Source organism: Nocardioides sp. BGA-UO-ETr-FS32 (assembly GCF_059567905.1).
On the sequence record NZ_JCAQOX010000014.1, the window covers coordinates 503,973 to 526,180 of the forward strand.

Here is a 22,208-nt window from a genome sequence, read left to right on the forward strand (position 1 = left end):
ACCATGATCGATCCCACCTCGCTCGACGACCACGCCTTCGCCGTCTGGGCGGCCGAACGGGCCGGCTCGGTGCTCCTCGACGTACGCGCAGGGGCCGCCGCCGAGGGGCTGGAGGGCAAGGCGCTGAAGGACGCCGGCGACGCCGCCGCGCAGGCCGAGCTCGACCGGCTCCTCACCGCGCACCGCCCCGAGGACGCGGTGCTCTCCGAGGAGGCCGCCGACGACAAGTCGCGCCTCACGGCGGACCGGGTGTGGATCATCGACCCGCTCGACGGCACGCGGGAGTTCTCCGAGCCCCCGCGCGACGACTGGGCGGTCCACGTCGCGCTGTGGGCCGACGGTGACCTCGTCGCTGGTGCCGTCGCCCAGCCGGCGCTGGGGGAGACCTTCAGCACCGGCCGGCCCAGCGTCGTGCCCCCGCGCACCTCCGAGCGTCCGCGCATCGCCGTCTCCCGCAGCCGCCCGCCGGCCTTCGTCGAGGCGCTGGCCGCCGAGCTCGACGCCGAGCTGGTGCCGATGGGCAGCGCCGGGGTGAAGGTGATGAGCGTGGTGCGCGACATCGCCGACGCCTACGTCCACGCCGGCGGGCAGTACCAGTGGGACAACGCCGCCCCGGTCGCGGTCGCCCGCGCCGCCGGCCTGCACTGCAGCCGGGTCGACGGCTCGCCGCTGGTCTACAACGAGGACGACACCTCGCTGCCGGACCTCATCGTGTGCCGGCCCGAGCTGGCCGAGCAGATCGTCGGCTTCGTCAGGCGCCACGGCACCGAGTGAGGTCGCGCCGCTCGTCAGTGGACGAGCTTGAGGCCCACGATGCAGCCCACGAGCCCGGTCAGCAGCAGCGCCTTGCCCACCGAGAACGGCTCGGCGCCCGTCGTCATCGCGACCAGGACGGTCAGGGTCGCGCCGATGCCGACCCACACGGCGTACGACGTGCCGACCGGCAGGGTGCGCATGGCGTAGCCGAGCCCGCCCATGCTGAGCACGAGCGCGACCACGTATGTGGCGGTCGCGGGGCGAAACCGGCTTGCGGGCCGGCGTACGCCTTGCCAGCGTGGGGCCATGACCTGCTTCGTCGCGCACACGACCGTCGACTGCCATGACGCCTACGAGCTCTCGGAGTGGTGGAAGCGGCTCCTCGGCTACGTCGACGTCGAGGGCGACCCCAACGAGCCGGGGCACGAGGAGTGCATGATCGTCGACCCCGAGACCGGGCACAGCATCCTGTTCATCGAGGTGCCCGACGCCGAGCTGCCCGCCAAGCGCATCCACCTCGACCTGCGTCCGCGCGAGGGCACGCGCGACGAGGAGGTCGACCGCGTGCTGGGCCTGGGAGCCACCCAGGTCGGCGACCAGCGTGGACAGTTCGGACCCGGCACCGGTTGGGTCGTGCTCGCCGACCCGGAGGGCAACCAGTTCTGCATCCTGCGCTCGCAGGCGGAGGTGGACGCCGGTCCGCCCCCGCCCGCGAGCTGAGGTCCGCCGCGGTCAGCGCGCGCGTTCGGGGGAGACCCAGGTGCGCCACTTGAACCGGGTGCCGAGGTACTTCCTGTCGGCCTTGACCACGAACGACCAGTACCAGACGCCGCCGCGGCGGGGGAGGACCAGCGAGTACCGACCGCGCCGGTCGGTCCTGATCGTGGTGAACCGCGTGAAGCCGCCGCGCTCCTCGGTGGAGACACGCACCACGATGGGGCGCTCGCCGTAGCGGGGCCGCACCCGGCCCGACACCTCGAACCCGCCCGACGGGCGGGTGATCGTGCGAGCGACCTCCACGGTGAAGGGCGCGGACTCGCTGGGCTCGTAGCTGTCGTCGCTGCTCGTGGCGGCCTCGTGGCCGCTGTAGACGACCTTGTAGGTCGTGGTCATCGCGGGGCGCACGTCGAAGAAGTCGAGGGAGGCCGAGGTGTTGGTGGCGACGGCCTTCCACCTCGACCTCGTCGCCTTCCGCGCCCAGAGGGTGGAGGTGCCTTCAGTGGGCGAGAAGCCGTTCTCGCTGTCGACGTCGAGCGTGACGTCGATCGTCTCCCCGAAGTCGATCGTCTGCGACTCCGGCTCGGCGACGGTCGTCGTGGCGAGCGTGTCACGCGCCGTGGCGGCCGGGGCGATGCCGAGCGAGGTCATGGCCATCAGTCCTGCGGCCAGTCCTGCCACGCACGTACGTGCGGCGAGTCGGATCGACATCGGGCGGTGGTCCTCTCGGGGGTTCGGGAGGGTGCAACAGTACGACCGGCCCCGCCAGCAGGGCTGGCGGAGCCGGTCGTGAGGTCAGTGGCCGGTGACGTCAGCCCAGCTTCGCGATGCGCGGGGTGATGGTCGAGCGGTAGGTGTAGGTGTACCAGACCTCGCTGTAGGACAGGAACTTCGAGTTCCCCGGGACCGTGATCTTGAAGTAGAGCTTGTTGCCGCGGCGCGGGGCCGGGAGGCGGACCTGGAAGGTGCTCTTCCGGGTCGTCTTGACGGTCTTGAACTTGACGTAGCGCTTGCCCTTCTTGATCTGGACCTTGACCTTGTTGCGCTTGTAGTCGGGCTTGATCTTGCCCTTGATCGTCATCCGCGCCTTGGCGTTGTCGATCTTGACGTTGCGCTGCACGCCGATGGTGAAGGGCGCGGACTCGCTGGGCGTGTAGTTGTCGCCGTAGGTGCCCTGGTCGGGGTCGGTGAAGCCGCTGTAGACGACCTTGTAGGCGGTGTTGGCCTTGGGCTTCACGTCGTAGAAGGACGAGTAGGTGTTGGCCGCGGTGGCGACGGGGACCCAGGCGCTGGTGCCGGCCTCCATGGCGAAGAGCGTGACCGTGCCGTCGGTGCCGCCGGGCGAGTAGCCGTCGGAGCTGGCCACGTCGACCGAGATGTAGAGGTCGTCGCCGTAGGTGACGCCGGTCGCGCTGGGCGTGGCGGTGGTCGTGGTGGTCCACGTGTCGGCTGCCTGGCCCGGTGCGGCGATGGCGATCGGCGTGAGGCCGAGCAGGCCGGCGGAGACGGTGCCGGCGACGAAGCGAGTGATGCGCATTCCCCGTTGTTCCTCTCGAGTGAAGTTCTGAGCTGCCCGACCGTCGGCCGGGCATGGGTGCTTGCTACCCGGGGGGCGCGCAGGACAAACCCCTCGTCCCCCACGCACCGGTGTCCGGCAGCCCCCGTAGACTTCCATCCTCCCCCATCCCTTTACCAAGTGGGGGCAATTCCCGCGTGCTCTGAAGGGATCTCCCGGTGTCGTCCACGCCGCTCGCCGCCGTCGCCCAGCGCGTCGTCACCGCCCCCACGCTGGGGGGCGCGCTCGCTGACGCCGCCGACCAGCCCGCCCTCGACCTCACCGGACCGGCCGCGGTCCGGCCGTTCGTGGTGCACGGTCTCGTCGAGCGCGGCCGCACCGTCCTGGCGGTCACGGCGACCTCGCGGGAGGCCGAGGACCTCGTCGAGGAGCTCGCCGACCTCGTCGACCCCCACACGGTCGCCTACTACCCGAGCTGGGAGACGCTCCCGCACGAGCGGCTCAGCCCGCGCAGCGACACGGTCGGGCAACGGCTCGCCGTCCTGCGCCGGCTGCGCCACCCGGGCACCGACGCGGCCAACGGTCCGCTCAAGGTGGTCGTCGCGCCGATCCGCAGCCTCCTCCAGCCCCAGGTCCCCGGCCTGGCCGACATCGAGCCGGTCGAGCTCTCGCCGGGCGACTCCCGGGTGCTCGAGGACGTGGTCCGCGGCCTCGCCGACGCGGCGTACACCCGCGTCGACATGGTCGAGCGGCGCGGCGAGTTCGCGGTGCGCGGCGGCATCGTCGACGTGTTCCCGCCCACCGAGGAGCACCCGCTGCGGGTGGAGTTCTGGGGCGACGACGTGGAGGAGATCCGCGCCTTCTCCGTCGCCGACCAGCGCACCCTCGAGACGGTGCAGCGGCTCTGGGCGCCGCCGTGCCGCGAGCTGCTGCTGACCGACGACGTACGCCGCCGCGCCGCCGAGCTGGGCCAGGCGCACCCGCAGCTGCTGGAGCTCACCGACAAGATGGCCGCCGGCATCGCGGTGGAGGGCATGGAGTCCCTCGCGCCGGTGCTCGTCGACACCATGGAGCTGCTCGTCGACCTGATGCCGAGCGACACGACGGTCCTGGTGCTCGACCCCGAGCGCGCCCGCAGCCGCGCCCACGACCTCGTCGCCACCAGCGAGGAGTTCCTCGGTGCCTCGTGGGCGGCTGCGGCCGGTGGCGGCACCGCGCCGATCGACCTCGGCGCCGCGTCCTACCGCGAGATCGCCGACGTACGCCAGCACGCCCTCGGGCTCGGGCACGCGTGGTGGGCGGTGAGTCCCTTCGGGATCGACACTGCTGACGAGGCGGGTCTCGACGCGACTGCCACAGGCGAGGGGGGCGTGCCGAGCCGGAGCCTGCCGACGCACGCGGCCGAGGCCTACCGCGGCGACCTCCAGCAGGCCGTCGACGACATCCGCGGCTGGGTGCGCGACGGCCTCGACGTCGTCGTCGTGCACGCCGGCCACGGCCCGGCCGAGCGGTTCGTCGAGCTGCTCGGCGAGAACGACATCGCCGCACGCCTCGTCGAGGACGGTGGCACCGCGGGGCCCGGCGTCGTGACCGTGACATGTGGCCACCTCGTCCACGGCATCGTCGACGACGAGGCCCGGATCGCGGTCGTCACCGGTGACGACCTGTCGGGCCAGAAGGCCTCGACCCGCGACATGCGCAAGATGCCCGCGCGCCGCAAGAAGCAGATCGACCCGCTGGAGCTCAAGGCCGGCGACTACGTCGTGCACGAGCAGCACGGCGTCGGGCGCTTCGTGGAGATGAAGCAGCGCGAGATCGGCGGCGCTGTGCGCGAGTACCTCGTCCTCGAGTACGGCCCCAGCAAGCGCGGCGGCCCCAACGACATGCTCTACGTCCCTGCCGACACCCTGGACCAGGTCACCCGCTACGTCGGCGGCGAGAACCCCAGCCTCGACCGGCTCGGCGGCGGCGACTGGACCAAGCGCAAGAACAAGGCTCGGCGCGCGGTCCGCGAGATCGCGGCCGAGCTGATCAAGCTCTACGCCGCCCGCCAGGCCACCAAGGGCTTCGCCTACGGCCCCGACACCCCCTGGCAGCGCGAGCTCGAGGACGCCTTCCCCTTCACCGAGACCGCCGACCAGCTCACGACGGTCGACGAGGTCAAGGCCGACATGCGCCAGGTCGTGCCGATGGACCGGCTCGTGTGCGGCGACGTCGGCTACGGCAAGACCGAGATCGCGGTGCGTGCGGCCTTCAAGGCGGTGCAGGACGGCAAGCAGGTCGCGGTGCTGGTGCCGACGACGCTGCTGGTCACCCAGCACATGTCCACCTTCTCCGAGCGGATGTCCGGCTTCCCCGTCGTCATCAAGGGGCTCTCGCGCTTCCAGACCGACACGGAGGCCAAGGAGGTCATCGCCGGGCTGACCGACGGCTCGGTCGACATCGTGGTCGGCACCCACCGCCTGCTCAACCCCGAGATCAAGATGAAGGACCTCGGCCTGATCATCGTCGACGAGGAGCAGCGCTTCGGCGTCGAGCACAAGGAGCAGATGAAACGGATGCGCACGTCGGTCGACGTGCTGTCGATGAGCGCCACGCCGATCCCACGCACCCTCGAGATGGCGGTCACCGGCATCCGCGAGATGTCGACGATCACCACCCCGCCCGAGGAGCGGCACCCCGTCCTCACCTACGTCGGCGCCTACGAGGACCGCCAGGTCGTCGCAGCCGTACGCCGCGAGCTGTTGCGCGAGGGCCAGGTCTTCTACATCCACAACCGGGTCCAGTCGATCGAGAAGGCCGCCGCCCGCATCCGCGAGCTCGTGCCCGAGGCCCGCGTCGCGACGGCCCACGGCCAGATGGGCGAGCACGCCCTCGAGCAGGTCATGCTCGACTTCTGGGAGAAGCGCTTCGACGTGCTGGTCTGCACGACCATCGTGGAGAGCGGGCTCGACGTGTCCAACGCCAACACGATGATCATCGAGCGCTCCGACACCCTCGGCCTCTCGCAGCTGCACCAGCTGCGCGGACGTGTCGGCCGCTCCCGTGAGCGCGCCTACGCCTACTTCCTCTATCCCGCGGAGAAGCCGCTGACCGAGACCGCCCACGAGCGGCTCGCGACGCTGGCCCAGCACTCCGACCTCGGCGGCGGCATGGCGATCGCGATGAAGGACCTCGAGATCCGCGGCGCCGGCAACCTGCTCGGCGGCGAGCAGTCCGGCCACATCGCCGACGTCGGCTTCGACCTCTACGTCCGGCTCGTCGGTGAGGCGGTCGCCGACTTCAAGGGCGGCGCCGAGGAGGAGCTCGCCGAGGTCCGCATCGAGCTGCCCGTCGACGCCCACCTGCCGCACGACTACATCCCGAGCGAGCGCCTGCGGCTCGAGATCTACAAGCGGCTCGCCGAGGTGCGCACCGACGCCGACGTCGACGAGGTGCGCGCCGAGCTGCTCGACCGCTACGGCAACCCGCCCGAGGTCGTGGAGTCCCTGCTGGTGGTCGCCCGCTTCCGCGCCCGCTGCCGCCAGGTCGGGGTGCGCGAGGTGACGGTCGCCGGCAAGTACGTCCGCTTCGCGCCCGTCGACCTGCCCGAGTCGCGCGTCGTACGCCTCGAGCGCCTCCATCCCAAGAGCGTCGTCAAGGCGCCCGTCAGTACGATCCTCGTGCCGCGTCCGCAGAGCGCGGGGTTCCCCGTCCGCCCGGTGGCGGGCGTCGCCCTGCTTGAATGGGCGCGCGGCGTGATCGACGAGGTGATCGCACCTCCGGCACCCGCCGGCCAGACCACAGCAACCACCGCAGCAACCACTGGGAGTGACTCGTGAGCAAGACCCGCCTGATGACGGCCGCGACGACGGGCCTCGCAGGACTGCTGCTGACCGGGTGCGGCAGTGCCGCGCCCGGCGTCGCGGTGAAGGTCGGCGACGAGGAGCTCACCGTCCGCCACGTCGACGCGGTCACCGCCAACTACTGCACGGCCGTCGGCGAGCTCGAGTCCGAGGTGCCCATGAGCTTCGTGCGCCAGTACGTCGTGCAGTTGCTCACGCTGCGCTCGCAGGCCTCGCAGCTCGCCGACGAGTACGGCGTCGAGGCCGGCTCGGGCTACCGCAACGACGTCGCCCAGCGGCAGGGCACCGCGGGCACGCAGCCGGAGGAGGTGCGCGAGGACTACGTCGAGCTCGCCTCCACCACGGCGTACGCCCAGGACATCGTCGACCAGATCGGGCGCATCACGCTCGAGGACGCAGGCGTCACGGACGTGACCCCCGAGCAGGCCACCGAGGCCGGCATCGACGTGTTCAACCAGTGGCCCGACGCCAACGGCATCGAGATCGACCCCCGCTACGGGCTCGAGGTGCGCGACGGCGTGCTGACGCCGGTCGACACCAACCTCTCCGTGGCGGTCGGCGAGACGGCGCAGGCGGGCCTGGGCACCGAGCCCGACCCGGCGTTCGCCCGGACCCTGCCGGCCAACCACCGCTGCGGCTGAGCCGCATGCCCGCCGCGCCTGACGGGTCCGCACTGGAGGCGTTCGCCGACCAGATGCGGGTCCTGCAGCGCGAGTGCGCGTGGAAGCGGGAGCAGACCCACACCTCGCTCATCCCCTACGTGCGGGAGGAGGCCGAGGAGGTCGTCGAGGCCATCGAGTCCGGCGACCCGGCCGCGCTGTGCGACGAGCTGGGCGACCTGCTGCTGCAGGTCGTGATCCACGCGGTCATCGCCGAGGAGGCGGGCGAGTTCACCCTCGACGACGTGGCGCGCGGGGTGATCGCGAAGATGGAGCGGCGCAACCCGCACGTCTTCGGCGACGCCGTGGCCACCGACGTCGCCGAGGTGATGCGGCTGTGGAACGCCGCCAAGGCGGCCGAGAAGGCAGCCCCGGCGGCGGACCACGACGTCAGCGGAGGGTGACCCGCTCGACAGCGCGCGAGCGTCGGGTCGCGTCGTCCGCGAGGCACGTCACCACGACCTTGTAGCGGCCCGCCGGGACGGTCGTCGACTCCCGCTTCGTGACGGGGCCGGACGCCTGGGTAGGCGGCACCGGGGTGGTCGGCGTGGGTCTGGTGGGGCTGGGCCGCTCCTCGTCCTCTGTCGCCGGTGTCGGCATGGCGCACAGAGCACGGTGCGCGTCCGTCGAGGTTGGTCGGGATCTCGCTGCGTGGTGGCTGCGTGGTGGCTGCGTGGTGGCGGGCGTGCCTGTGGCCCCGCCGGTCAGGTTGCTGGCGGGGTGTGGGGCGGGGTCATCGTCGGCGGGGTCGCGGAATGCCCGGCGGGTCGTGCTCCCTGGTCGAGGAAGGCAGTGGGTCCTGTTCCCTGGTCGAGGAGGGCGCTCTGGCGCCCGTCACGACACCATCGTCCTCAGGATCGATCGGGGTGGTGCCGGTGCGGTCGCGGCGGTAGCGGTGGCCGTGGGGTGAGGTCCACTCGAAGACCCCGGGTTCGACCATCTCGTAGCGCCAGGCGGAGTGGGTCTTGAGTCGATGGTGGAAGCGGCACAGGCAGGCGAGGTTGTCGGTCTGCGTAGGGCCGGGCTGCGGTCTGCCTTCGGCCTCGGCGTCGTGGTCGTACTCGATGACGTGGTCGACGTCGCAGCCGCGGGCGGGTCGGGTGCACGACGGGAACACGCACGTGCGATCCCGCAGCTGCACTTGTTCGCGGATCCGGTCGGGGATCTCGTAGCCCTGCGCGGTGAGCTGGGCGTTGAGGTCGATGACGGGCTTGATCGTCACCTTCGTACGCGAGTCGGCGCACCAGGAGCGGATCTGGTCCAGCAGGGCGGGGCGCTGCCCGTTCTCCATCCGTCCGGTGGGACCGAACACGGTGGTGTCGCCGGAGAAGCTGGCGTCGAAGTGGGCGTGGATGACGACCTCGCGCGCGGCAGGCAGGTTCGGCTCGTCGGCGTCGCCGTCCTCACCCCTGTCTTCGGTGGTTGAGGTGCGAGCGGAGCGAGCCTCGAAACCACCCTCGTGGGCTGTTCCGTCCTGGAAGGCGAGGTCGAGCGCGGTCTGCGTCCGGGCGAGCTCACCGAGGGCCTTGGCCCGTCGTGCGTCGAGGGACAGCTCGGATCCGAGGGCCTTCTGGACCTCCGCACCGTGCGCGACCGCACGGTCGAGGTCCAGGGCGTCGGCGATGTCGACCTCCGCCTCGATGCGCATCGTGCCGGCGTAGTGGACGTCGTCCTTGTTGACGGTGACGTGGCGAGGGTCGACGTGCTGCCACCCGTCCTCGGGGTCCGCGGTGGGGTCGGCGGTGGCGAGGTCGTACCTCTTGATCGTCTCGGCGACGAGCCGGTCGAGCTGCGCGGTGCCGATGCGTCCGGCGACGGCGGCGACCTGCGCGTCGACGAACCCGGCAGCCTCGGACGTGAGCGCGGGCGATGAGTGGATGGTGGTGTCCGCGACGACCCTGGCCCGCCACGCGGGAACCTGGCCGGCGTGGACCTGGTCCCACAGCCGGGGCAGGCGGTGGCGCAGCTCGAGGGCGTGGCCGATGAGCTTCTTCGCCGCGGTCGACGAGATGCCGAGGGTGGTGCCGAGCTCGGCAACGCAGAACTCCGCGACCAAGGGTGCGCCTTCGCCGGCGATGGGCTCCTCGTGCTCACACCCCGGCACGGTGAACGAGGCCGCGTCGTGGATCGACTCCGGCGGGTGCAGGTCGGCCCACCGCGCCGCGAGGACCAGCTGGTCGGCCGCAGCCCGCTCCTCGGCGGCCTTGCGGTCACGGATCGCGGACAGCACGTCGGAGGCCGAGAGGTCGTCTGCGACCCCTCGTACACCGGCTGCCCGTCCATCGATCATGCGTTTGATTGTAGTCATCGGGTACGACAGTCGCCATGCCTGTGGACGGTTGCTGGCCACCGTTCTTGGGAGTGGTTTCGAGGCTCGCTGCGTTCGCACCGCAACCACCCACGACGATCTGCGCTCGCACCTCAACCACCGAGCGGCAGAGTGCAGAGGTCTTGGCGCGCCCTGCTCGTCCACTGTGATACGCAGCCTCGCGGGCTGCTCGACCAGCGAGACCTGGCGAGGGGACGTCCTTCGTCCTCGCCCACCGTCCGCGGCCCGACGCCGACCGTCACCCACGGCGTCGCAGCGCGACCGCCCTTCCGAGCACCCCGACCGCGAACACCACGAGCCCAGCCAGCACCGAGCCGATCGGAAGGGCCGCGGCCATGACGAGGCAGCCGGCCAGCCCGAGCACCTGGAGGCCGCGCGGCCAGCGCCGCTGCTCGGCAGGCTGGCGGAGGGCGGAGAGGTTGGCGACGGCGTAGTAGACGAGCACGCCGAAGGAGGAGAAGCCGATCGCGCCGCGTACGTCGGCGAGCAGCACCAGCCCCACCACGGCCGCGCCGATGACGACCTGCGCGGTGTCGGGGACCTGGTGCCGCGCGTCGACGGACGCCAGCGGCCCCGGCAGGTCACGCTCGCGTGCCATCGCCAGGGTCGTACGCCCCACTCCGGCGAGCAGTGCCAGCAGGGCGCCGAGCGCAGCGGCGGCGGCGCCCACCCGCACCACCGGGACGGCCCATGCGGCGCCGAGCGCCTCGGTGGCGGCGGCGACGGGCACGGGGTTGCCCGGGAGGTCCGCGCCGAGGACCTCCACCAGCGCCAGCCCGACGAGAAGGTAGAGCACGACGGCGGTGCCGAGGGCCACGAGGATCGCGCGGCCGAGCTGCTCGGGTCGGCGGACCTCCTCGGCGAGGGTCGCGATCCGGGCGTAGCCGGCGAACGCGAAGAAGAGCAGGCCGGCCGCCTGCAGGACCCCCCAGGCGCCGCCGGTCGCCTCCAGCGGCACGGTCGGTCGCGCGTCGCCCGTCGCTGCGATCAGCAGGAACCCGAGGAGCACCACGAGCGTCGTCACCAGCAGCACCCGGGCGGCCGTCGCGGTGCGGGTGATCCCGCGCAGGTTGAGCACGGTGAACGCCACCACCACCAGCGCCGCCAGCCCGCGCTGCCACCACCCGGCCTCGTCGCCGGAGATCGTGTCGGGGAGGGCGTACGCCGCGAACGTCATCGCCATCGCCGCGCACGACGCGGTCTTGCCGACCACGAAGCCCCACCCGGCGAGGAAGCCCCACCACGGGCCGAGCACCTCGCGGCCGAAGAGGTAGGTGCCGCCCGAGGCGGGGTAGGAGGAGGCGAGCTGGGCCGAGGCCACGGCGTTGCAGAAGGCGATGACCCCGGCGACGCCGAGAGCGACGAGCAGCCCGCTGCCGGCCGCCTCCGCGGCAGGTGCGAAGGCGACGAAGACGCCGGCGCCGAGCATCGCACTGAGGCCGACGACGGTCGCGTCGACGGTGCCGAGGCGCCGGGCGAGCGCGGGCTGGCCGGGGGTGCTCATCCGGGCCCTCCGGCCCCGTCGAGCGCGCGCAGCCTGCACAGCGCGGTCGTGCGGAGGTGGTCGGTGTCGACGAGCACGTGCGCGACCATCTCACCGACGGTCCGCGTGACCGGGCTGGGGTTGAACACGTCGACGACCCCCTCGTCGAAGCGGCCCGTCGCTGCGAGCAGCGCCACCGTGTCGGCCAGCTCGGGTCCGACCCGGTCGAGCCTCGACCGCAGCGACTGCACCGACTGCAGCGACTGCGCCGACTCCGCGGTGTCCGTGCTGGCGGTCTCGAGCGGGACGTCGTGGGCGGCTGCGGCGATCGCCTCCATGCGGTCGACGAGCTGCGTCAGGGTCACTCGCAGCGAGAGGCCGCCTCCGGTCTCGTCGAGATCGGTGTCGGGGAGTACGGCTGCCGCGTCCACCAGGTCGCCGACGGCCCGCACGTGGTGCGTCACCAGCTCGCCGACGAGGTCCACGCCGTCCATCCTCCGACGGGCAGGCAGCCGCACGCCATCGGGGGGACGGAAGTGGACGTCGCCCGGCGCGTCGATGGCGCAGGAGGTGGGGTCGGCGCGCCACGCGGACGGGAGGTCGCCGTACTCGCGTCGGAACGCGCGGGCGAACACGTCATAGCCACGGAAGCCGCTCTCGCTCGCGATGTCCTGGAGCGTGCGTCCGGTGGTCGCGACGAGGTGGGCGGCGCGCTCGAGGACGATGCGGTCGGAGAACCGCGCCGGCGACTCGCCGGCCAGCGCGCGACGGAACCGCGACGCGCCCGGGTCGTCGTCGCGGACCGCACGGGCGACGTAGGCCCGGAATCCGTCGACGGGGGTGGGCGTCGGGCTGGGCACTCCCGTCACGGTAGTGGCCGCCGCCCACACCCACGGCCACGTCACCGCCCACACCCACCACCGGACACCCGGCGACGTACGGGCCGCACGTGGCTAGGCTGGCGACTGCCCACGACGTACCCCACCAGGAGCTCTCCATGTCGATCATCGCTGCTGTCGGCGCCCGCGAAATCCTCGATTCGCGCGGCAACCCCACTGTCGAGGTGGAGGTGCTCCTCGAGGACGGCGCGTTCGGTCGCGCCGCGGTGCCCAGCGGCGCCTCCACCGGCGCCTTCGAGGCGGTGGAGCTGCGCGACGGCGGCAAGCGCTACGTCGGCAAGGGCGTGCAGAAGGCCGTCGACGGGGTCATCGACACCATCTCGGGCGCGGTCATCGGCCTCGACGCCGACGACCAGCGCCTCGTCGACCAGGCGATGCTCGACCTCGACGGCACGGCCAACAAGGCCAAGCTCGGCGCCAACGCCATCCTCGGTGTCTCCCTCGCCACCGCCAAGGCCGCCGCGGAGTCCTCCGGGCTCCCGTTGTTCCGCTACGTCGGTGGCCCCAACGCCCACCTGCTGCCCGTCCCGATGATGAACATCCTCAACGGCGGCTCGCACGCCGACTCCAACGTCGACGTCCAGGAGTTCATGATCGCCCCCATCGGCGCCCCGACGTTCCGCGAGGCGCTCCAGCACGGCGCCGAGGTCTACCACGCGCTCAAGTCGGTGCTGAAGAAGAAGGGCCTCTCGACCGGCCTCGGCGACGAGGGCGGCTTCGCCCCCGACCTCGAGAGCAACCGCGCCGCGCTCGACCTGATCGCCGAGGCCGTCAAGGCCGCCGGCTTCAAGCTCGGCAAGGACATCGCGCTCGCCATGGACGTCGCGGCCAGCGAGTTCCACGACAAGGGCAAGTACACGTTCGAGGGCAAGAAGCTGAAGAGCGACGACATGGTCGCCTACTACACCGACCTCGTCGCGTCCTACCCGATCGTCTCCATCGAGGACCCGCTCGACGAGGAGGACTGGGCCGGCTGGAAGGCCATCACCGACAGCCTCGGCGACAAGACCCAGATCGTCGGCGACGACCTGTTCGTCACCAACGTCGAGCGCCTCCAGCGCGGCATCGACGGCGGCCAGGCCAACGCGATGCTCGTCAAGGTCAACCAGATCGGCTCGCTCACCGAGACCCTCGACGCCGTCGAGCTCGCCCACCGCGCGGGCTTCCGCAACATGATGAGCCACCGCTCCGGCGAGACCGAGGACACCACGATCGCCGACCTCGCCGTCGCCACCAACTGCGGCCAGATCAAGACCGGCGCCCCGGCCCGGTCCGACCGCGTCGCGAAGTACAACCAGCTCCTCCGCATCGAGGACGAGCTGGGTGACGCGGCTCGCTATGCCGGGCGGGGTGCCTTCCCGCGATTCTCTGGCTGAAGCAGGCACACTGGTCCGCATGCCTTCCCAGCGCCGTACGCCTCGTGGTGGGCCCGGCGGACCGCGTGGACCGAGGCAGGGCCACAGCACGCACCCCGGCGCCCGCGGCACCCGGCCGCGGGCGGGCGGGACGCGTACGCCTGCCTCCCGCAGCGAGCCGGCCCCGGCGGGCCTGACCGCAACCCGGGGCACGACGGGCCCCCAGCGTCGCCCCCGCTTCACCGGACGCGCCGCCGTGCTCGTGCTGGTGCTCGCCGTGCTGACGGTGTCGTACGCCTCGTCGCTGCGGGCCTACCTCCAGCAGCGCTCCCACATCGGCGACCTCAAGGCGCAGATCGCCGAGCGCGAGGCCAGCATCAACGACCTCGAGCGGGAGAAGAGGCGCTGGGACGACCCGGCCTACGTGAAGGCGCAGGCCCGCGCGCGCTTCGGCTACCTGATGCCGGGCGAGCAGGGGTTCGAGGTCATCGGCGTCGACGGCAGGCCGATCGAGGCGCAGGCCACCCTCAACGACCCCGACGAGGTCATCAAGACGGTGCCCAAGGCATGGTGGTCCGCCGCCTGGGAGTCGATGGAGCTCGCCGGCAACCCGCCCCCGCCCGACGAGGAACCCGCAGAGATGATCGACGGAACGCAGCAGTGAACCAGCAGGGGATCGACCCGGCCGACGAGGCCGCCATCCACGCCCAGCTCAAGCGCCGGCCCCGGGGCATCGACTCCGTCGGACACCGCTGCCCCTGCGGCAACCCCGACGTGGTCACGACCGAGCCGCGGCTGCCCAACGGCACGCCGTTCCCGACGACGTTCTACCTGACCTGCCCGCGCGCGGCCTCGCGCATCGGCACCCTCGAGGGCTCGGGGCTGATGAAGGAGATGCAGGCGCGCCTGGGCACCGACGAGGAGCTCGCCGCGGCCTACCGCGATGCCCACGAGCGCTACCTCGAGTTCCGCGCCGAGGTGGGGGAGCGGGCCGGCCTCGACGTCCCCGAGATCGAGGGCATCACCGCCGGCGGCATGCCCGACCGGGTCAAGTGCCTGCACGTCCTCGCCGGCCAGTCGCTCGCGATGGGACGCGGCGTCAACCCGCTCGGCGACGAGGTCCTCGACCTGCTCGGTGCGTGGTGGGAGTCGGGGCCCTGCGTCGAGCGTCCGGCGCCGTGACCGCATGAGCACCGTCGCGGCCATCGACTGCGGGACCAACTCGATCAAGGTCCTGATCGGCACCGTGCGCGACGACGGCCGGCTCGACGTCGTCCTGCGCGACTCGCGCGTCGTCCGGCTCGGCCAGGGCGTCGACCGCACGGGCGAGCTCGCCGACGAGGCGCTCGAGCGCACCTTCGCGGCGCTCGACGAGTTCGCCGAGACCATCCGTCGTCACGCGGTGCCGCCGGCGCGCGTCCGCTTCTGCGCCACCTCGGCCACCCGCGACGCGAGCAACGCCGCGGTGTTCCGCGAGGGCGTACGCCGCCGGCTCGGCATCGAGCCGGAGGTGCTGTCGGGCGACGAGGAGGCGGCACTCGTCTATGCCGGCGCCATCGCCGCGCAGGTCCCGATGCCGCCCGAGCCGGTGCTGGTGGTCGACATCGGCGGCGGTTCGACCGAGCTCGTGCTCGGCGAGGGCGGCGAGCGGCAGGCGGTCTCGATGGACATCGGGTCCGTACGCCTCCACGAGCGCCACCTCCACGGTGACCCGCCGACGTCGGCCGAGGTCGCGGCGTGCGTCGCCGACATCGACGCCCAGCTCGACGCCAGTGGCATCCCGCTCGAGCGGACCAGCACCGTCATCGGCACCTCCGGCACGATCAAGACCCTCGCGTGCGGGGTGCTCGCCCTCGACAGCTATGACCGCGAGGCGTTCGACCAGGCGGTCCTGCCCAACGACGCCACCGCGTCCTTCGTCGACGGGCTCGTCGCGATGACCGTCGCCGAGCGGCGGGCGCTGCCCTACATGCACCCCGGCCGTGCCGACGTGATCGGCGCTGGTGCGCTGATCTGGAGCCGCATCCTGGCGCGCGTGCCGGTGCCCGACCACGTCGTGTCCGAGGCCGACATCCTGCACGGCATGGCCGCCGCCATCCCGCGATGACGCGGCGACCGGTGACGCTCCTGCCGCACCCGGTCGTCGGGGGCGCGTTCGCGAGCCCGGTCGAGCCCGGCGCCGGCTGGCCGGACGACCCCGCGGCCGCGGGCACGCCCGTCGCGCGCGACGCCGACGACGTACGCCGCCTCGCGCACGGCACCGGCCTGGACGAGCTCGACGCCCGGGTCAGCGTCTGCTCCGCCTGTCCGCGGCTGGTGGCCTGGCGCGAGGGCGTCGCGCAGGAGAAGCGGGCGTCCTTCGCCGACCAGCCCTACTGGGGCAGGCCGATCCCGGGCTGGGGCGACCCCTCGCCGTCCCTGCTCATCGTCGGCCTCGCGCCCGCGGCCAACGGCGGCAACCGGACCGGGCGCATCTTCACCGGCGACCCGAGCGCGGACTGGCTCTTCGCGAGCCTGCACCGCACCGGATGGGCCGTGCAGCCCACCAGCGAGCACGCCGGCGACGGCCAGCGCCTCGTCGACGCGCGGATGGTCGCCACCGTGCGCTGCGCCCCACCGGACAACAAGCCCACCGCGGTCGAGCGCGACACCTGCGCGCCGTGGATCGCCGCCGAGCTGGCCCTGCTCCCCACGGTGCGCGCCGTCGTCGCCCTCGGCGCGTTCGGCTGGGCCGGCGCCGTACGCTCCCTGGTCGCCGCGGGCGCACCGGCTCCGGCGACGCGGCCGAAGTTCGCTCACGGCGCCGAGGTCGAGCTCGGTGACGTGACCCTGGTCGGGTGCTACCACCCCTCTCCGCACAACACCTACACCAAGCGGCTCACCGCCGAGATGACGGACGCGGTCTTCGAGCGGGCGCGGGCGCTGACAGACTTGCCCATGTGACCCTCCACGCCATCACCGTCCTCGGCCACGACCGTCCCGGCATCATCGCCGAGACCACCGGCAGGCTCGCCGGGCTGGGCCTCAACCTCGAGGACTCGACGATGACCCTGCTGCGCGGCCACTTCGCGATGATGCTGGTCTGCGAGGGCGCGACCCCGGACGCCGACATCGAGGCGGCGCTCGCGCCGCTGACCGCCGACGGCAGCCTCACGGTCACGGTCCGCGAGGTGCCCACCGAGGCCGTCGCGCCTGCCGCCGGCTCGTCGTGGATCCTGTCGGTCCACGGCGGCGACCGCCCGGGCATCGTGTCCGCCGTCGTCGCGGTGGTCGCCGGCGTCGGGGGAAACATCACCGACCTGACGACGCGGCTCGCCGGCGACCTCTACCTCCTCGTCGCCGAGGTCGACCTCCCGGCGGGCGCCGATGTCGCGGCCGTCGAGCGCGACCTGACGGCCGTGGCCGCCGACCTCGGCGTGGGCGTGACCCTGCGCGCCGCCGAGACCGACGAGCTCTGAGCGCCGGTCCGATGAGCGTGAACCCCCGGGTCCTGGCGTGGACCGAGACCGACCTCGGCGTGGCCGGGACGCTGCGTGAGGTCGTACGCGCCCCCGCCGCCGTGCTGTCCGCGGTCGGCGCGGCCGTCGACCCGACCTCGCCCGACGTCGTACGGCTCGCCGCCGACCTCGTCGCCACCATGCGCGTCTCGCCGGGCTGCGTCGGCCTCGCTGCTCCGCAGGTCGGCGTGAGGGCGAAGGTCTTCTGCGTCGACGTCTCCGAGCACCCCAAGACCCGCGACCACCACGGCACCTTCGTGCTGTGCAACGCCGAGGTCGTCTCCGGGAGCCGCAACGAGAAGGCCCGCGAGGGCTGCATGTCCGTCCCCGACCTGACGGGTGACGTGCGGCGCCCGAGCCGCATCGTCGTCCGCGGCCAGCTCCCCGGCAGCGGCGAGGAGGTCGAGCTCGAGGCCGAGGCCTTCGAGGCGCGGGCGCTCCAGCACGAGATCGACCACTGCGACGGCCTGCTGTTCCTCGACCGTACGGCGGGCGCGCACGCCGTCTACGCTCGCAGGACGTACCTCTGACCTGCCCGTCAGGTCGCCAGCCCCGGTATCCCAACCGGTAGAGGAAGCGGTCTTAAAAACCGCACAGTCTGGGTTCGAACCCCAGCCGGGGCACGCGTCGGCGGACCGTCAGCCGAGCTTCACGAAGGCGCGCAGGGAGCCGTCGTCGAGGTCGCGGATCTCGGCGAAGCCGAGGGACTGGTAGAACGCGCGCTGGCCGGGCTCGTCGTCGGTCAGCAGCACCTGCTGCCGCACGGCGTCGAACGGGGCGAGGGCCTCGGTGACCAGGCGCTTGCCCACGCCCTGTCCCTGCATCTCGGGGCGGACCAGGACGTCCTGCAGGTAGGCCACCGTCGCACCGTCGCTGACGACCCGCGCGAGACCGACCAGCTGCCCGTCCTTCCGCGCCGTGACGACGTGGGACGAGCCCTGCATCGCCCGTTCGAGGGTCGGGAGGTCGCGGGTGTACGCCACCCAGCCCACCGCGCCGTACAGGTCAGCCAGCTCGTCGCGTCCGGGAATGACGCCCGAAGAGATGTCCGTGGTCACGCGGACAGTGTGGTCGGCGGTCGAGGACGGCGCGACCGGTTTCGGGACGAGCGGCCACGCGGGGCTCCCCTCAGACAATCTGAGAAGTTGCTGTGACGGGAACAGCGCACGCCCCGCGCGCGTTTGAACGGGTGTTCCCCCGGCTAGAGTGGGGGAGACGCACACGGGCGCCGTCACCGCGACGGCGCCGACCCCCCGGAACCTCCGGGGGCGGCCTCCAAGGAGAGACCATGAAGAGCAACAACCCCATTTTCGCCCGTTCCGAGGAGTTCAACCGCTCCTCGTCGAACGCCTACGGCAACCAGAGCTACGCCGGTGGTGGCGCCGACTACCCCGGCTACGGCGACACCGGGACCGACCCGTCCCAGTGGGGCACCGGTGCAACCGGCCAGGTCGACCAGAGCCGGATGACCGTCGACTCGGTGGTCCAGAAGACCGCCATCTCGGTCGCGCTCGTCTTCGCTGCCGCGTTCGCCACCTGGTGGTACATCGGTGACGTCAGCACCAACGCCGACCTGGGCCAGATCGGCCTGCTCGCGATGCTCGGCGCCGGCAGCGCGTTCCTGCTGTCGCTGGTCAACTCCTTCAAGCGCGTCATCAGCCCCGCGCTGGTGCTGGCCTTCGCCGTCGCCGAGGGTGTCGCGCTGGGTGCGATCAGCAAGCTGTTCGAGGCCCAGTACCCCGGCATCGTGATGAGCGCCGTCCTCGGCACCTTCGCAGCCTTCGCCGGCACGCTCGCCGCCTACAAGGTCCTCGACATCAAGGTCGGCGACAAGTTCCGCCGCGGCGTCGTGGCCGGCATGTTCGGCATGGTGGGCCTGGGCCTGCTCTCGATCGTGCTCGGCTTCTTCGGCATCGACACCGGCCTCTACGGCAACGGCAGCCTGGGCTTCATGTTCGCCCTCGCCGGCCTCGTCCTCGGTATCTTCATGCTGATCCTCGACTTCGACTTCGTGGAGAACGGCGTCGCCGCCGGCCTCCCGGAGCGCGAGTCGTGGCGCGCGGCCTTCGGCCTGACCGTCAGCCTGGTCTGGATCTACACCAACCTGCTCCGGATCCTCGCGATCCTGCGTGGCGACTGACCCGCTGGTCACCACCTGTTCGACACCCCGGCCCGTCCGAGCTCAGCTCGGGCGGGCCGTGTCGTGTCCGCCACTCACCGCTGGGTGGGGACGGGGTCGAGCATGTCGTCCGGGCCCTGCTCCTCGTGCTCGTCGGGCGACTCGGCCTCGGTGGAGGGGCGGCGCCGGCGGTGGCGCAGCTCGACCCAGCGCCCGCGCAGGCCGCGCTGGTTGCCGCCGACCTCGGTGCCGTCGACCTCCGTGCCGGGCGTACGGGCCGCGCGGACGGCTGCGGCCGCGACCGGCAGGATGCCCTCGCGGCGGCGGGGCTCGGGCAGGGCCTCGTCCTCGGGGAGCAGGTCGAGCGCGGCGAGGCAGGACGGGATCAGCACCGACGCGAGCTGCTTGTAGCCGTCGGCCGACGGGTGGAAGCGGTCGGGCCCGAACAGCACCGCGGGAGCGGCGTCGAACTCGGGGCCGAGGACGTCGCCGAGCGAGACCGAGCGGCCGCCGTTCTCCACGACGGTGATCGTCTGGGCGGCGGCGAGCCGGCGTGACCACTCGCGCGCCACCTGCTTGAGCGGCGGCGGGATCGGCCGGATGGTGCCGAGGTCGGGGCAGGTGCCGACCACGACGGCGACGCCCTCCTCGCGCAGGCGGCGTACGCCCTCCGCGAGGTGGCGCACCGAGGCGGAGGGCAGCACGGTGTGGGTGACGTCGTTGGCGCCGATCAGCACGACCGCGAGGTCGGGGTGGGTGCCGAGGGCGGCATCGACCTGGTCGGCGAGGGCGCTCGACTGTGCGCCGACCACCGCGAACGAGCGCAGGTGCACCCGGCGGTCGGCCTGGGCCGCCACGCCGGTGGCGAGGTGGGCGCCGGTGGTGTCCTCGACGCGGTGGACCCCGTAGCCCGCGGCACTGGAGTCACCCAGCAGCGCGATCCGGATCGCGGGGCCCGGACGGCCGCGGCCGTACCAGCCGGTCGCGTTGGGCGGCACGTCGGTCGCGTTGCCGATGACCTTCCGGGCGATCTTTGCCTCGGCGACCAGCACGCCGTACAGGCCGGCGCCGAGCACGGACAGGCCGCCGCCGCCCAGGGCGGCGGCCGATGCCAGCTTGCGTGCTGCTCCTGTTGCCCCCACGCCCCGAGCGTACCCAGTCGGCGTTGCAGGTTACGCAGCAGTAGACGGCTAGATTGGCCGGGTGCAGTACGTGAACTCCCTCCTCGACCTGATCGGCAACACCCCGCTCGTCCGCCTGCAGCGGACGCTGGACCTCCCCGCCGAAGCAGACGGACCACTGGTCCTGGCGAAGGTCGAGTACCTCAACCCCGGCGGCTCGGTGAAGGACCGCATCGCGAGCCGGATGATCGAGGCGGCCGAGGCGTCGGGCGAGCTCCAGCCCGGCGGCACGATCGTCGAGCCGACGTCGGGCAACACGGGCGTCGGGCTGGCGATGGTGGCGCAGCAGAAGGGCTACAAGTGCGTCTTCGTGTGCCCCGACAAGGTCAGCGAGGACAAGCGCAACGTGCTCAAGGCCTACGGCGCCGAGGTCGTGGTCTGCCCGACCGCCGTCGCGCCCGAGCACCCGGACTCCTACTACAACGTGAGCGACCGGCTCGCCTCCCAGCCGGGCGCCTGGAAGCCCGACCAGTACTCCAACCCCCACAACCCCCGCTCCCACTACGAGACCACTGGTCCGGAGATCTGGGCCCAGACCGACGGCAAGATCACGCACTTCGTCACGGGCATGGGCACCGGCGGCACGATCAGCGGTGTCGGTCGCTACCTCAAGGAGCAGAACCCGGCCATCCAGGTCGTCGGCGCCGACCCGGCCGGCTCGGTCTACTCCGGCGGCAGCGGGCGCCCCTACCTCGTCGAGGGCGTGGGCGAGGACTTCTGGCCCGAGACCTACGACCGCAGCGTCGCCGACCGCGTCATCGAGGTCTCCGACGCCGACTCCTTCGCGTTCACCCGCCGCCTCGCGCGCGAGGAGGCGATGCTGGTCGGCGGCTCCGCCGGCATGGCGGCCTTCGCGGCGCGCACCCTGGCGCACGAGCTCGCCGCCGAGGGACGTACGGACGCGGTGGTCGTGGTGCTGCTGCCGGACTCCGGGCGCGGCTACCTCACCAAGGTCTTCAACGACGACTGGCTCGGCCAGTACGGGTTCGCGACCGGGGCCCCGAGCGACCAGCGCACGGTCGGCGAGGTCCTGCGCGGCAAGTCCGGGCAGCTGCCCGACCTGGTGCACACCCACCCCGCCGAGACCATCGCCGAGGCCGTGCACATCTTCCAGGAGTACGGCGTCAGCCAGATGCCGGTCGTCCGGGCCGAGCCGCCGATCGTGGCCGCCGAGGTGGCGGGCTCGGTGTCGGTGTCGACCCTGCTCGACGCGCTCTACGCCGGCACGGCGAAGCTCAACGACCCCGTCGAGGACCACATGTCCGCCGCGCTGCCGACGATCGGGTCCACCGAGGCCGCCGCCGACGCGGTCCGGCTGCTGGAGAAGGCCGACGCGGTGCTCGTCCACGAGGACGGCAAGCCCATCGGGGTGCTCACCCGGCAGGACCTCCTGACCTTCGTGGCCGCGTCGTGACGCGCGCTGCCCGGGCCCTCGGGGCCCTCGCCTGCACCGGCCTGCTCGCCGGCCTGCTCGGCGCCTGCGGCGACGACCTCAACACCGACACCGCACCGGTCGAGGTCGAGCTCGGCGAGGCGTTCTCGTGGAACTCCTTCGCCGTCGAGGAGGGGTGGGAGCTCAACCCGGTCGAGCGCTCGGCCGGCGCCGACGAGGTGACCACCCCCGAGGTCAAGGGGACGATCACCAACCGGTCCTCGGAGGAGCGGGCGGCGATCTTCGAGATGGTCTTCTCCGCCGACGGCTCACCGGTCGCGACCCTCAACTGCTCTGCCGCGAAGATGATCGAGGACCAGTCCCAGCAGTTCGTCTGCCCCGGTCTGAGCGCGACCATGCCCGAGGACTACGACGCCGTCGTGGTGCAGGAGTTCAGCCGGGACACGACGCCCAGCTGAC

24 protein-coding genes and 1 tRNA gene are annotated in these 22,208 nt (G+C 72.3%); 16 read left to right on the forward strand and 9 right to left on the reverse strand.

The window, feature by feature from the left end:
- The first annotated feature begins 3 nt into the window (after positions 1–3).
- Positions 4–774: a 3'(2'),5'-bisphosphate nucleotidase CysQ gene (locus AC57BS_RS12280; protein WP_496411727.1), complete on the forward strand. Its 771-nt coding sequence runs from the start codon at positions 4–6 to the stop codon at positions 772–774.
- A 14-nt stretch (positions 775–788) separates the two neighbouring features.
- On the opposite strand, the gene AC57BS_RS12285 is transcribed toward AC57BS_RS12280, so the two are convergent.
- Positions 789–1,064, reverse strand: a complete 276-nt coding sequence (locus tag AC57BS_RS12285; protein WP_496411728.1) for a DMT family transporter — start codon at positions 1,062–1,064, stop codon at positions 789–791.
- Between AC57BS_RS12285 and AC57BS_RS12290 the strand changes: the two genes are divergently transcribed.
- Entirely contained in the window at positions 1,063–1,476 is a 414-nt protein-coding gene (locus AC57BS_RS12290) for a VOC family protein (protein WP_496411729.1), read from the forward strand. The genes AC57BS_RS12285 and AC57BS_RS12290 overlap by 2 nt on opposite strands.
- Positions 1,477–1,488: 12 nt before the next feature.
- Here the strand turns inward: AC57BS_RS12290 and AC57BS_RS12295 are convergent, their stop codons facing one another.
- Positions 1,489–2,184 (reverse strand): hypothetical protein, encoded by a 696-nt coding sequence (locus AC57BS_RS12295; RefSeq protein WP_496411730.1) that lies wholly within the window; start codon positions 2,182–2,184, stop codon positions 1,489–1,491.
- A gap of 100 nt (positions 2,185–2,284) precedes the next feature.
- Positions 2,285–3,010, reverse strand: coding sequence for a hypothetical protein (locus AC57BS_RS12300; protein WP_496411731.1), 726 nt, complete (start codon positions 3,008–3,010; stop codon positions 2,285–2,287).
- Positions 3,011–3,207: 197 nt separating this feature from the next.
- Between AC57BS_RS12300 and mfd the strand changes: the two genes are divergently transcribed.
- From mfd to AC57BS_RS12315, 3 genes are read left to right on the forward strand one after another with little or no spacing between them, the layout of a single operon-like run.
- A complete protein-coding gene (gene mfd / locus AC57BS_RS12305) occupies positions 3,208–6,810 on the forward strand; it encodes a transcription-repair coupling factor (RefSeq protein WP_496411732.1) in 3,603 nt (1,200 codons plus the stop codon).
- Entirely contained in the window at positions 6,807–7,475 is a 669-nt protein-coding gene (locus tag AC57BS_RS12310; protein ID WP_496411733.1) for a hypothetical protein, read from the forward strand. Before mfd ends, AC57BS_RS12310 begins: the two co-directional genes overlap by 4 nt.
- Positions 7,476–7,480: 5 nt before the next feature.
- Entirely contained in the window at positions 7,481–7,897 is a 417-nt protein-coding gene (locus tag AC57BS_RS12315) for a MazG nucleotide pyrophosphohydrolase domain-containing protein (RefSeq protein WP_496411734.1), read from the forward strand.
- On the opposite strand, the gene AC57BS_RS12320 is transcribed toward AC57BS_RS12315, so the two are convergent.
- The 4 genes from AC57BS_RS12320 to AC57BS_RS12335 form a co-directional block, all read right to left on the reverse strand.
- Positions 7,884–8,093, reverse strand: coding sequence for a hypothetical protein (locus AC57BS_RS12320; protein ID WP_496411735.1), 210 nt, complete (start codon positions 8,091–8,093; stop codon positions 7,884–7,886). The two genes, AC57BS_RS12315 and AC57BS_RS12320, sit on opposite strands and share 14 nt — an antisense overlap.
- Before the next feature lie 133 nt (positions 8,094–8,226).
- Positions 8,227–9,783, reverse strand: a complete 1,557-nt coding sequence (locus AC57BS_RS12325) for an HNH endonuclease signature motif containing protein (RefSeq protein WP_496411736.1) — start codon at positions 9,781–9,783, stop codon at positions 8,227–8,229.
- A 277-nt stretch (positions 9,784–10,060) separates the two neighbouring features.
- Positions 10,061–11,326, reverse strand: coding sequence for an APC family permease (locus tag AC57BS_RS12330; RefSeq protein ID WP_496411737.1), 1,266 nt, complete (start codon positions 11,324–11,326; stop codon positions 10,061–10,063).
- On the reverse strand, positions 11,323–12,165 hold the full coding sequence (locus tag AC57BS_RS12335; RefSeq protein WP_496411738.1) for a helix-turn-helix domain-containing protein: 843 nt from the start codon (positions 12,163–12,165) through the stop codon (positions 11,323–11,325). The genes AC57BS_RS12330 and AC57BS_RS12335 overlap by 4 nt, the downstream gene beginning before the upstream one ends.
- A 137-nt stretch (positions 12,166–12,302) precedes the next feature.
- Between AC57BS_RS12335 and eno the strand changes: the two genes are divergently transcribed.
- The 8 genes from eno (at position 12,303) to AC57BS_RS12375 (ending at position 17,679) form a co-directional block, all read left to right on the forward strand.
- The gene (gene eno / locus AC57BS_RS12340) at positions 12,303–13,580 is read left to right on the forward strand and encodes a phosphopyruvate hydratase (protein WP_496411739.1); all 1,278 of its coding nucleotides are present in this window, start codon (positions 12,303–12,305) and stop codon (positions 13,578–13,580) included.
- 19 nt (positions 13,581–13,599) lie between these two features.
- On the forward strand, positions 13,600–14,223 hold the full coding sequence (locus AC57BS_RS12345) for an FtsB family cell division protein (RefSeq protein ID WP_496411740.1): 624 nt from the start codon (positions 13,600–13,602) through the stop codon (positions 14,221–14,223).
- Positions 14,220–14,741, forward strand: coding sequence for a DUF501 domain-containing protein (locus AC57BS_RS12350; RefSeq protein WP_496411741.1), 522 nt, complete (start codon positions 14,220–14,222; stop codon positions 14,739–14,741). The genes AC57BS_RS12345 and AC57BS_RS12350 overlap by 4 nt, the downstream gene beginning before the upstream one ends.
- A gap of 4 nt (positions 14,742–14,745) precedes the next feature.
- Positions 14,746–15,666 carry a Ppx/GppA phosphatase family protein gene (locus tag AC57BS_RS12355; RefSeq protein WP_496411742.1) on the forward strand — a complete coding sequence of 307 codons (921 nt, stop codon included), beginning with the start codon at positions 14,746–14,748 and terminating at the stop codon, positions 15,664–15,666.
- Positions 15,663–16,502 (forward strand): uracil-DNA glycosylase, encoded by an 840-nt coding sequence (locus AC57BS_RS12360; protein ID WP_496411743.1) that lies wholly within the window; start codon positions 15,663–15,665, stop codon positions 16,500–16,502. Before AC57BS_RS12355 ends, AC57BS_RS12360 begins: the two co-directional genes overlap by 4 nt.
- A complete protein-coding gene (locus AC57BS_RS12365; protein WP_496411744.1) occupies positions 16,499–17,017 on the forward strand; it encodes a glycine cleavage system transcriptional repressor in 519 nt (172 codons plus the stop codon). Before AC57BS_RS12360 ends, AC57BS_RS12365 begins: the two co-directional genes overlap by 4 nt.
- 11 nt (positions 17,018–17,028) lie before the next feature.
- Positions 17,029–17,586: a peptide deformylase gene (gene def / locus AC57BS_RS12370; RefSeq protein WP_496411745.1), complete on the forward strand. Its 558-nt coding sequence runs from the start codon at positions 17,029–17,031 to the stop codon at positions 17,584–17,586.
- A gap of 19 nt (positions 17,587–17,605) precedes the next feature.
- Positions 17,606–17,679 (forward strand) — tRNA-Leu (locus AC57BS_RS12375).
- Positions 17,680–17,694: 15 nt separating this feature from the next.
- On the opposite strand, the gene AC57BS_RS12380 is transcribed toward AC57BS_RS12375, so the two are convergent.
- Entirely contained in the window at positions 17,695–18,114 is a 420-nt protein-coding gene (locus tag AC57BS_RS12380; RefSeq protein ID WP_496411746.1) for a GNAT family N-acetyltransferase, read from the reverse strand.
- 230 nt (positions 18,115–18,344) lie between these two features.
- On the opposite strand from AC57BS_RS12380, the gene AC57BS_RS12385 reads away from it, so the two are divergent.
- Complete coding sequence (locus AC57BS_RS12385) at positions 18,345–19,196, forward strand: Bax inhibitor-1/YccA family protein (RefSeq protein WP_496411747.1); 852 nt, start codon at positions 18,345–18,347, stop codon at positions 19,194–19,196.
- Positions 19,197–19,270: 74 nt separating this feature from the next.
- Here the strand turns inward: AC57BS_RS12385 and AC57BS_RS12390 are convergent, their stop codons facing one another.
- Positions 19,271–20,317: an SGNH/GDSL hydrolase family protein gene (locus AC57BS_RS12390; protein ID WP_496411748.1), complete on the reverse strand. Its 1,047-nt coding sequence runs from the start codon at positions 20,315–20,317 to the stop codon at positions 19,271–19,273.
- Positions 20,318–20,378: 61 nt separating this feature from the next.
- On the opposite strand from AC57BS_RS12390, the gene AC57BS_RS12395 reads away from it, so the two are divergent.
- Complete coding sequence (locus AC57BS_RS12395; protein ID WP_496411749.1) at positions 20,379–21,770, forward strand: cystathionine beta-synthase; 1,392 nt, start codon at positions 20,379–20,381, stop codon at positions 21,768–21,770.
- Positions 21,767–22,207: a hypothetical protein gene (locus AC57BS_RS12400; RefSeq protein WP_496411750.1), complete on the forward strand. Its 441-nt coding sequence runs from the start codon at positions 21,767–21,769 to the stop codon at positions 22,205–22,207. The genes AC57BS_RS12395 and AC57BS_RS12400 overlap by 4 nt, the downstream gene beginning before the upstream one ends.
- The last annotated feature ends 1 nt before the right edge of the window (position 22,208 follow it).

Excerpts from the sequence above, each read along its gene's own strand:
- AC57BS_RS12325 (WP_496411736.1), bottom strand. The coding sequence starts at position 9,783 with ATGATCGATGGACGGGCAGCCGGTGTACGAGGGGTCGCAGACGACCTC.
- AC57BS_RS12345 (WP_496411740.1), top strand. The coding sequence starts at position 13,600 with ATGCCTTCCCAGCGCCGTACGCCTCGTGGTGGGCCCGGCGGACCGCGT.
- AC57BS_RS12320 (WP_496411735.1), bottom strand. The coding sequence starts at position 8,093 with ATGCCGACACCGGCGACAGAGGACGAGGAGCGGCCCAGCCCCACCAGA.
- def (WP_496411745.1), top strand. The coding sequence starts at position 17,029 with ATGAGCGTGAACCCCCGGGTCCTGGCGTGGACCGAGACCGACCTCGGC.
- AC57BS_RS12385 (WP_496411747.1), top strand. The coding sequence starts at position 18,345 with ATGAAGAGCAACAACCCCATTTTCGCCCGTTCCGAGGAGTTCAACCGC.
- AC57BS_RS12295 (WP_496411730.1), bottom strand. The coding sequence starts at position 2,184 with ATGTCGATCCGACTCGCCGCACGTACGTGCGTGGCAGGACTGGCCGCA.
- AC57BS_RS12290 (WP_496411729.1), top strand. The coding sequence starts at position 1,063 with ATGACCTGCTTCGTCGCGCACACGACCGTCGACTGCCATGACGCCTAC.
- eno (WP_496411739.1), top strand. The coding sequence starts at position 12,303 with ATGTCGATCATCGCTGCTGTCGGCGCCCGCGAAATCCTCGATTCGCGC.
- AC57BS_RS12285 (WP_496411728.1), bottom strand. The coding sequence starts at position 1,064 with ATGGCCCCACGCTGGCAAGGCGTACGCCGGCCCGCAAGCCGGTTTCGC.
- AC57BS_RS12330 (WP_496411737.1), bottom strand. The coding sequence starts at position 11,326 with ATGAGCACCCCCGGCCAGCCCGCGCTCGCCCGGCGCCTCGGCACCGTC.
- AC57BS_RS12300 (WP_496411731.1), bottom strand. The coding sequence starts at position 3,010 with ATGCGCATCACTCGCTTCGTCGCCGGCACCGTCTCCGCCGGCCTGCTC.
- AC57BS_RS12360 (WP_496411743.1), top strand. The coding sequence starts at position 15,663 with ATGACGCGGCGACCGGTGACGCTCCTGCCGCACCCGGTCGTCGGGGGC.
- AC57BS_RS12315 (WP_496411734.1), top strand. The coding sequence starts at position 7,481 with ATGCCCGCCGCGCCTGACGGGTCCGCACTGGAGGCGTTCGCCGACCAG.
- AC57BS_RS12355 (WP_496411742.1), top strand. The coding sequence starts at position 14,746 with ATGAGCACCGTCGCGGCCATCGACTGCGGGACCAACTCGATCAAGGTC.
- AC57BS_RS12280 (WP_496411727.1), top strand. The coding sequence starts at position 4 with ATGATCGATCCCACCTCGCTCGACGACCACGCCTTCGCCGTCTGGGCG.